This window comes from Sulfuricurvum sp., from assembly GCF_023250475.1.
In the GTDB taxonomy this organism is placed as follows: Bacteria; Campylobacterota; Campylobacteria; order Campylobacterales; family Sulfurimonadaceae; genus Sulfuricurvum.
Genome location: NZ_JAHFAQ010000085.1, coordinates 1 through 9,487 on the forward strand (window position 1 = coordinate 1; position 9,487 = coordinate 9,487).

Below are 9,487 nucleotides of genomic sequence, written 5' to 3' on the forward strand. Positions count from 1 at the left end.
CGTTTGCAACGGAAAAAGCTATTGCCAAAGTGGCCGGTATGTTTGCTTCTTTGATGTGGGATGATGTTAAAACGCGAACCCTCTACTGCTGTGGTGAATGCAAACCGAAACTGATGCTCAAAGAGCACTTTGAAAACGCTACCGCTAAGGAAGGATATTAATGGAATCTCTCGTAGAAGCCAGAGCCGCAATCTATACCGTCTTAGGTGCATTGTATCGAAACGAAGGGGTAGAGAATGATTCAGAAGCGATTCTCACGGTGCTTCGTGCGGTAAGTGAATCGCCGTTTGCGGAGGGGATTAATGAATACAGCGATCGGATGATAAACGCACTGGTTGAGGATAAAGCTGCTGTCGCGCGGGAAGCTCATGTCCTTTTTAATCTCCCGTTCGGTGATTTTATTAATTCCTCCATGTCCTATTATCATGATGAACGTGAACTGGGAATGCCGACGATTATGACCAAAGAGATTATGTGCGAAGCCGGATACATAAAAGCTGATTTCGTCAGTGTCGGGGAAGATGAAGCTGGAATATTATTCGGTCTCTCAGCCCGTTTGCTGAATGACGGGCATGCTGATTTACAAAAAAAACTTTTTCAAGAGGTAATAGAACCTTACATCGGGGGATTTATCGATGCGCAGTTTAATCGTAGCCGAGCTGATTTCTATCAAGAGTGCGCTTCATTTTTAGCCCTCTTTGTTGCATTCGAAAAATCGTATTTCGAATTCTATTTATCTTAGGAAAGGAGGTAACAATGGACACTAACGGACGACGAGATTTTCTCAAACGGTTAGGGATCGGAGGCGTTGTTGCGGCGGGAAGTTTAGGCTTGATCACCGCGACGCAACCCAGTCGCGATCGAGGTGAACACACCGATGGTGATGGGGTCGCTGTCGGGAATTCCCGGAAAGACGAAACACTCTACGCAAAAACGGAATATTGGGACAAATTTTATAAATCTGCCCTCTAAATTTAAAGAAAAGGAGAACGAATGAGTCCAAGAAACTCAACGGAATTGTTGAATTCGAAGATTGGGCGCCGCTCATTTTTAAAAATGGGTGCTCTCACTTCAGTCGGTGCGGTTGCTGTTTGCACAGCAAGCGAGCCGATAGTCAAAGCAACGCCGCAACAGCTGAAAGAAGCCTATCCGGGTTCAAAAAAAGTAAAAACGATTTGTACCCACTGCTCGGTCGGATGCGGAATTATTGCGGAAGTTAAAGACGGTGTTTGGGTAAGACAAGAGGTTGCTCAAGAACATCCTGTAAGTTTGGGGGGTCATTGCTGTAAAGGTGCTGACTTAATCGACAAAGTACGCTCAACGAATCGTTTGCGTTATCCGACAGTGAAAAAAGACGGTGTTTGGGAACGTATCGGATGGGATGAAGCACTTGATTCGGTCAGTGCTCAGATTCAAGCCATTCAGAAAAAATACGGTCCGGACAGTATTATGTTGCTCGGATCGGCCAAAGTTTCAAATGAGCAATCGTACTATATTCGCAAGTTTGCCGCGTTTATGGGAACGAATAATATCGATCATCAGGCCCGTATCTGACATAGCCCTACAGTCGCCGGTGTGGCGAATACACTTGGGTATGGCGGTATGACCAACCACTTGGGAGATATGCAAAATTCGAAAGTTATTTTGATTATGGGAGCTAATCCTGCGGTCAATCACCCTGTCGGAATGCAACACATTCTAAAAGGGAAAGAGAACGGTGCGAAAATTATTTCGATTGATCCGCGTTATACGAAAACCTCTGCGCATGCAGATATGTATGCACGTATTCGAACCGGAACCGATATCGCATTTTTATACGGAATGATCCGTTACATTGTTAAAAATAACTTGCATGACAAGCAGTATTTGGATGAACGTGTATTTGACTGGGAATCGATTGTTATTGAAGCGGAGCAGTATACGCCGGAAGTTGTTGCTAATGTTTGTGGATGTACGGCGGAAAAATTTCTTGAAGTAGTAAAACTATTTACCGCAAACTCTCCGGGGTGTTTGATCTGGAATCAGGGGTGGACGCAGCATACGATCGGAACCAGCAATACCCGTTTGGGACCGATTATGCAGATGTTCCTAGGAAACATTGGAAAAGTGGGTGGCGGATGTAACATTCTTCGCGGACACGACAATGTTCAAGGGGCAAGTGATATGGCAAACTTGGCCGAAAATCTACCGGGATATTATCCTATCAATGAGGGATCATGGAAATACTATGCCGGACAATGGCAAGTAGACTATGAGTGGCTTCAAGGACGTTTTAAAACCAAAGATATGATGGAGAAAAAAGGGTTTTCTCTTTCCACATGGCCTTGGGGTGTTATTGATGAAGCGAATGCGACGAATAATGCGGGTACACCGCTCAAAGCATTGATCTGTATCGGAAACGGTATCTCAACGATTACAATGACCCATAAAACGAAAGAAGCGTTGGACAAACTCGATTTGGTCGTCTTTATCGATCCGTATGTGAATGATGCGGCAGTAATTACCGATCGTACCGATAATATGTTCTTGCTTCCGGCAGCCAGCCAAGTTGAAAGTTCGGGCTCGGTAGCCGCAACAAATCGCAGTTATCAATGGCGTTCTCAGGTTGTTAAGCCTCTTTATGAAGCGAAAGAAGACCATGAGATTTTATTCGAATTTGCAAAACGTCTCGGTTTTTATGAGGAGTACACTCGATCGTTGAAAAACGGTAAAGCGAGTTATGAATGGCCTGAAGATGCGACAAGAGAGTTTAATCGTGCCATCAAAACGATCGGTTTGCAAGGGGTAACTCCGGAACGTATGAAACGCCAACAAGAAAATTGGGCGCTGTTTGATCCGCTTACTCTAAAAGGCTCCGGTGTGGTTGAGGGCGAATATTATGGATTGCCGTGGCCGTGCTGGAGTGATAAACATCCGGGGACTCCGATCATGTATCGAACGGATATCTCTGTTATGGAAGGCGGCATGGGCTTCCGTGCAGGTTGGACGGATAAAGGACCTGACGGCAAACCGGTGGTTATCGCTGAGAAAAACGGACAAACACTGCTTGCGGTGAATGAACCGGTTGGATCACGATTCAAAGGCGGCCATCTCGAGATTACCGCAGACAATATCGAATCTTTCGGCATTACTCTAACGGCTGAAGAAAAAGAGAAAGTCAAAGGTAAAAACTGGAAAAACGATAATACGTATATTCTGGTGAATAAAGCGTTGGAAGCGGGATTATGTCCGTACGGAAACGGAAAAGCGAGAGCGCGTGTATGGGATTGGACCGATCAACTCCCTAAACATCGTGAACCGCTTCACAGTTTCCGTCAGGATTTGGTTGCCAAATATCCGACGTTTGAAGACAAAAAAGATCACTATCGTACGAACATTCGTTACGCCAGTGAGCAAAACAAACAAAAATGGGTTGAGGATTTCCCGATCAATGTGGTCACAGGACGTATTGTTGAACACATGGGTACGGGAACCGAGACTCGAGCCTCTAAATATTTGGCTGAATTGTCAGGGGAAATGTACGCGCAGATCCATCCGACACTCGCCAAAAAATATGGGATTGATAACGGTGACATGATTTGGGTGTACGGAACCGGCGAAGGTAAGATAAAAGTGAAGGCTCGCTACAGTTATTCCGTTGCTGAAACCGATATCTTTTTACCGCAGAACTTTTCGGGACTATGGAGCGGTAAAAGCCTCGTAGACAAATATCCGAAAGGGACTGCACCGTATGCACTTGGTGAAAACTCGAATCAGATTACAAGTTACGGGTATGACATTGTCACATCTTGCCCTGAAACCAAATGTACGCTTGCGCGTATTGAAAAAGCGTAGGGGAGGCGAGAATAGATGTCACGTATGAAATTTTATTGTGACGATTACCGATGCATCGATTGTAACGGGTGTGTCGTCGCGTGTAAAGAAGCCCATGAAATTCCTGTCGGCGTGAATCGCCGACGGGTTATAACCATTAACGAGGGGATCGAAGGCAAACAGAAATCTCTCTCGGTGGCATGTATGCATTGTTCCGATGCACCGTGTCAAAAAGTGTGTCCGACGGATTGTTTTTATATCCGAACGGACGGAATCGTATTGCATGACAAAGATAAATGTATCGGATGCGGTTACTGTCTGTACGCATGTCCGTTCGGTGCTCCGCAGTTCGGACATGAAGGTATCTTCGGCGTCAAAGGGGTCATGGATAAATGTACCTTTTGTGCCGGCGGACCGGATGAAACGCTCAGCGAGAGTGAATTTGAACATTACGGTCAAAACCGTATTGCCGAGGGAAAAATCCCGATGTGTGCATCGATGTGTTCTACCAAAGCGCTTGTCGCGGGCGATGCCGCCGAAGTCGATAAGATTTACGAGTATCGCACGGCTAAACGCGGAGCAAATACATCGTTAAAACCATACGGATGGGAGGCATACAACAATGGAAAGTAAAACTTTTTGGGAGTGTAATAAAGCCTACATTCTAACGGCTCTTGGGTTAGGTGTTGTCGGATTCGTTTTTGTCGGATTTTTGATGATTATGGACTGGGGTTACCTGATCCAGTTTACGTTGCATGCCATGATGGGTGATACCAGCGGCGTTATGAGTGCTCCGACTTCAGAGCTGGAGCAAATGGTGAACGCCGCTTTCGGTCCGGCATACAACACGGTTGCCCCTGAAATTATTCGTGCGAGCAATGAGCGACAAGAGTATATCTGGTATGTATTCTTTGCCGAGATTATGATTTTTGTATTTTTGTACGTGAAAAACGGTCGGATTACTCCGACGATTACACGTCCGGATGACATGGTTCAAGTCTTGACTCCGTTTCAGCGTACGGTTATCTGGTTGAATATCGGAATGATTATGATGCTGGTAGTCACCGGCTTCAATATAACATGGAGCTTACGTTCAGAGGGCGGAGATATTCCTCGTCTTTTGAGAGAGTTTCATGAGTTAACCGGTTTGGCATGGATCAGTATTTGGCTGATCTTTACCGTCATTGCGGCGAAGGATTTAAAAGGGTGGAGAAAAAATACCACCTTTAGACATATCTTGCCGGGTAGTTTTAAACCCTCTAAACGGGGTATCTGGTTTTTTTATGCCGCTATGGGGGCAGGGCTTTGTTTCAGCGGTGCGATGATTATTACGTTGCATCCGAGTTCATTGACCCATGCCGATGTGATCCAGTTTAGACGCGTATTGCTCTATCTTCACTTTGGAGCGAGCGTTTTGATTATGTTCTTTATCCTTGATTTTGTATACGCTTCGGCGGTATCAGTCAAAGGGTATTTAAAAGGACTTTGGAGCGGAGAATATCCGAGAGAATACCTAGAACAGGTTGCTCCGGACGTATTGGAAGATTTAAAAAAAGCAGGACGTGTATAACGCGTTCATTGGATGTGTGTGCGGAGAATTCCTCCGCACGATTGTGAATAGGGGATGGGTATGTCAAAAGAGATTCTTAAAACACTGATAATTGAGAAGCTGTATCGTAACGGTTCTGTAATGATCGAAGAAGATGAGATTATTGCGGAAGAGAGAATCGATTTTTTTCTCAACGGTAGCAAATTGTTATCGATCATGGGGATAGCATCCGATCAAGATGCCCATATCGTAGGGTTCTTGATGAGTGAAGGGGTTATTGACTCGGTTGATGCCATTCGCTCTCTAAGAATCTCGGATGACGGTTTATCCGTTTATATCGATGCAGCCGTTAACGATGCCAATATGAAAAATCTTTTCAAAGAGAAAACATTGACGACAGGCTGCTGTGTGGGTGTAACGGGAAATGTTGAAGATAAAATCGTCAAAGACTTCAACCGTTCGACGATAACGTATAACGTCGATATGCTGTTTGAGGAAGTGGACCGATTTTATGGAAGCAGTGCCCTTTTTCGTCAAAGCGGATGTGTCCATAAAGCGAGATTGGTATTGTTAAACGCAGATGCGATTGAAGCGGAGGATGTCGGACGTCATAACGCGATAGACAAGGTAATTGGTAAGGCCCGTTTATCTAGAGTTGATACCCGAGATACTTTTTTGATCGTGAGTGGACGGTTATCCATGGAAATGGTCGTGAAATGTGTCATGCACGGAATTACCATGGTGATTTCAAAAGCGGCACCGACTCGATTGGGAATTAAAACGGCGCAGTTGCACGGTATAACACTGATCGGATTCGCGCGGGAGGGTAAAATGAATCTTTATACCCATTCGTCTCGTGTTGAATCTGCCCATACGACAATCCATGCCGATTTGACAGCATGTGCCAATGAGGTGTGTGTTGCAGCCTCCTAAGCGACTATTTTGCTTGGATGTTAATCATGCACCGAGTTTTCAGCCGTTTGAATCAGCGCCGATCGCTATTCGCTTACGGAGCGGTGATAGTAAAAGTCTTGAGTTATTACAAAAGCTGAACCGATCATTTGCAGAGAATTTTGGGTATTCGGAAGCCGTATTCTGTAATTTTTCACCGGCTTCTTTGAGTTTTTTTATCGATCAGGCTGTTCCGGCAAAAGAGACGATAGCCCTCTCGTCAAAGCTTCCCTATAATCTATATCATGCAGGGCAGCTTTTAGAAAAATCGGGACGCACAATTTTCTGGGTAGATGCCGATGCAGAAGGGGGATTGTGCGAAAAATCTTTAGCTTCTGCTAAAGAGATGGGAGCACGTTATTTTGTCTGCAGTGCCGTCGATGAAGATACGTTTTATGTCGAATCGATGAAGAAGGTTAATCGCTATTTTGATGCGAAGCATCTGATTTTGGATTTGAGCAATGCGTTAAAACTCGAAAATATTCCGAAGGTCTTTGCTGCATTTGTTTGGGGATATAAAGTCGGTTCGTTTAAGCATTCCGGTGTTTTTTTGTGCAGTAAATGCAATTTCGCAGATATGATCCCCTCTATAGACCTAACGGTTTATGATCATTTTTATCATGCATATACAAAAGCATCACATGAGTCTTATGGAAATATTGAAACGATACGAGATCGGTTTGTGAAACAACTTACCGATGCTCTTGGATGTCGAGTTAAAGTAATGATCAATCCGCTACTGACGTTGTCTAATAGCTGTTATATCGGCTTTGACGGGATCTATGCCCGAGATTTAATCCGCTCCATGGCATTGGAAGGGATTTATTTAACGAATGGGGAACTTTGTTCTCTGGGATTGTCTCAACCCTCACGTATTTTAAAAGCTATAGGATATTCAGATGAAGAGGCACGTGTCGCTATAAGCTTTTCATTTGGGGATTTGACGCGTGAAGATGTTGAGAGTATCGGCGAGAAAGTGATCCATAAGTATCGGCAGTTGAGAGCAATTTTAGTTGATTGATTCGATTGTTCATTTCATTTCAAAAAAGAGATGAATTCTTGGCAAACGATGAATATCTGGTCCACTGAAAAATAAATTAGGAAGTAATATGAAAAAAATATTGTTATCTGCTGTAACAGCACCAGTACGTCTTTCACTTTTAGCGTCAGTCTTAGTATTGAGCGTGACAGCGTCCGATGATTTGGCAGGAGCATTTAAAGATGGAAAAGTAAGCGGACAAATCCGTGCTTTTTATATCAACCGTGATTATTCAGGGGCAAGCACCGTACAACGCGACGGGTTAACCCTTGGCGGTTATCTTAAATACGAAACCGATTCTTTGTATGGTTTTAATGCCGGAGCAGCATTCTACACCACTAATAAATTGGACAGTAAAAGTTCAACTGCCACTGAAAACGACTTGACTCTTTTTGGATCAAACGGTGACAATGAAACGTATTTAGGTGAGGCGTATTTACAGTATAAATACGGTAATACGGCATTTAAAGCAGGACGCCAAAAACTCGATACTCCACTCGCAGGATTAGATGATGCGCGTATGCTTCCAAGCCTTTTCGAAGCCTACGTTCTAAGCAATACTGATATCAAAGATACGACTTTGATCGCAGCACATGTGACGAAATTTGCAGCAGGAACTTTTGCCAATGGTTATAACAATAGCAGTGTAACAAATAATACGCAAGCAAAACAAGATTCAGCTTCAACGTTAGCCTTAACCAGTGGTTACAGTGGAGCCCTTAATGCTACAAATATGGTGGGCCACTTTGAAAATATGGGAACCTACGCAATCGGGCATGATACGAAGGGTGTAAGTGTTGCGGCGGCAATTTACTCGGGTATTCCGGGATTGAAGCTTCAATTATGGGATTATTATGCGTACGATATCCTCAATGCCGTCTATGCTGAAGCCAATTACGGCTGGTCTATGGGGAGTGTAGCACCGTACCTAGCGGCGCAATACATTAAAGAAGATGATGTCGGAAGTAGCTATGCGACTAAAGTCAACAGTGATTTTATAGCAGCAAAAGCCGGGGTGAAAGTTGCAAATTTTGACATTTATGCAGCGGTTTCACACAACAGTAAAGATTCATCTGCCGCAATCAACGGGGGGACAATCACACCTTGGGGCGGTATGCCGGCATATACGCAGGGGATGGTAACACGTCACCAATTTATGGCTGGAACTGATGCTTGGAAAGTTGCGGGGAGTTATAACTGGAAAGATATGGGTGCCAACCTAAACACAGGTGTTTACTACACCTCTTTTGATATGGACACACTAAACGGTTATTCAGCTAATCATGCTTGGACAGCTACTGAGGCAGGGTTTGATGTTATCTATTCTCCTGAAGCGGTCAAAAATCTTCAATTGCGTCTTCGTGGAAATTTCCCAAGAGATTTTAAAGAGACAGCCGCTGCCGGCGGAACCAGCTGGGATGAATACCGCGTTATCGCAAATTACAACTTTTAAAGCTGCCTATTATCAATAATGAAGAGTTTTTGGAATGCCGGTCATTCCAAAAACTGCAGTTTTGAATCGCTTTAACAAACAATCTACAAACCATTCCAAAGAGAGACAATGCAATTCATAGAAAATATGAGTATAAAGAACAAATTGACGTTTACGAGCGTAATATTAGTAATACTTGGATTTGCAATATTAAGTATTATCGTATCGATTATTTCATATCGAAGTATCACTAATACGAGTATCGATAATCTTAAAGTTCAAACAGAACTTGTCAAAGACGTTTTTGACGCTTACAATAAGGCGGCAAAAGAGGGTGCCCAAAAAGCTGCCAATACGTTTACCCAGTTCTCAGGAAATCTCCATATTGACGAAACCAAAACAGCACAAATAGGGGAATACAACACTTTCCTTTTAACCAGCGACGGCAAAGTTCAAAATGGAAACTTTGAAATTGTCGATAAATTTACGCGACAGACTGATGGCTCCGTGGCGACTTACTTTGTTCGGACGGGTGATGATTTTATTCGTATAACGACATCGCTGAAAAAAGAAAACGGCTCTAGAGCTATGGGGACAAAACTGGATATAAAACACCCTGCCTATCAAAAACTGCTCAACGGCGAGGAATTTACCGGTAAGGCTACCCTTTTCGGCAAAGAGTATATGACAAAATATATTCCGA

At 43.8% G+C, this 9,487-nt stretch carries 9 protein-coding genes; all 9 read left to right on the top strand.

The features are described 5' to 3' along the window. Positions 1–160: 160 nt before the first annotated feature. Positions 161–742 carry a molecular chaperone TorD family protein gene (locus Q0C19_RS08535; RefSeq protein ID WP_295055093.1) on the top strand — a complete coding sequence of 194 codons (582 nt, stop codon included), beginning with the start codon at positions 161–163 and terminating at the stop codon, positions 740–742. Positions 743–756: 14 nt separating this feature from the next. Beyond that, positions 757–972 (top strand): twin-arginine translocation signal domain-containing protein, encoded by a 216-nt coding sequence (locus tag Q0C19_RS08540; protein ID WP_295055095.1) that lies wholly within the window; start codon positions 757–759, stop codon positions 970–972. Positions 973–993: 21 nt separating this feature from the next. Then, positions 994–3,834, top strand: coding sequence for a molybdopterin-dependent oxidoreductase (locus Q0C19_RS08545; protein ID WP_295055097.1), 2,841 nt, complete (start codon positions 994–996; stop codon positions 3,832–3,834). Positions 3,835–3,849: 15 nt separating this feature from the next. Beyond that, entirely contained in the window at positions 3,850–4,446 is a 597-nt protein-coding gene (gene fdh3B / locus Q0C19_RS08550) for a formate dehydrogenase FDH3 subunit beta (RefSeq protein WP_295055099.1), read from the top strand. Continuing rightward, positions 4,436–5,383 (top strand): cytochrome b/b6 domain-containing protein, encoded by a 948-nt coding sequence (locus tag Q0C19_RS08555; RefSeq protein ID WP_295055101.1) that lies wholly within the window; start codon positions 4,436–4,438, stop codon positions 5,381–5,383. The genes fdh3B and Q0C19_RS08555 overlap by 11 nt, the downstream gene beginning before the upstream one ends. Before the next feature lie 60 nt (positions 5,384–5,443). Then, positions 5,444–6,295 carry a formate dehydrogenase accessory sulfurtransferase FdhD gene (gene fdhD, locus Q0C19_RS08560; protein WP_366823120.1) on the top strand — a complete coding sequence of 284 codons (852 nt, stop codon included), beginning with the start codon at positions 5,444–5,446 and terminating at the stop codon, positions 6,293–6,295. A gap of 13 nt (positions 6,296–6,308) precedes the next feature. Further along, positions 6,309–7,334, top strand: a complete 1,026-nt coding sequence (locus Q0C19_RS08565) for a hypothetical protein (protein WP_295055104.1) — start codon at positions 6,309–6,311, stop codon at positions 7,332–7,334. An 88-nt stretch (positions 7,335–7,422) separates the two neighbouring features. Beyond that, entirely contained in the window at positions 7,423–8,805 is a 1,383-nt protein-coding gene (locus Q0C19_RS08570) for an OprD family outer membrane porin (RefSeq protein ID WP_295055106.1), read from the top strand. Between the two features lie 108 nt (positions 8,806–8,913). After that, the coding region (locus Q0C19_RS08575) for a Cache 3/Cache 2 fusion domain-containing protein (RefSeq protein WP_295055108.1) at positions 8,914–9,487 on the top strand (574 nt) is incomplete at its 3' end.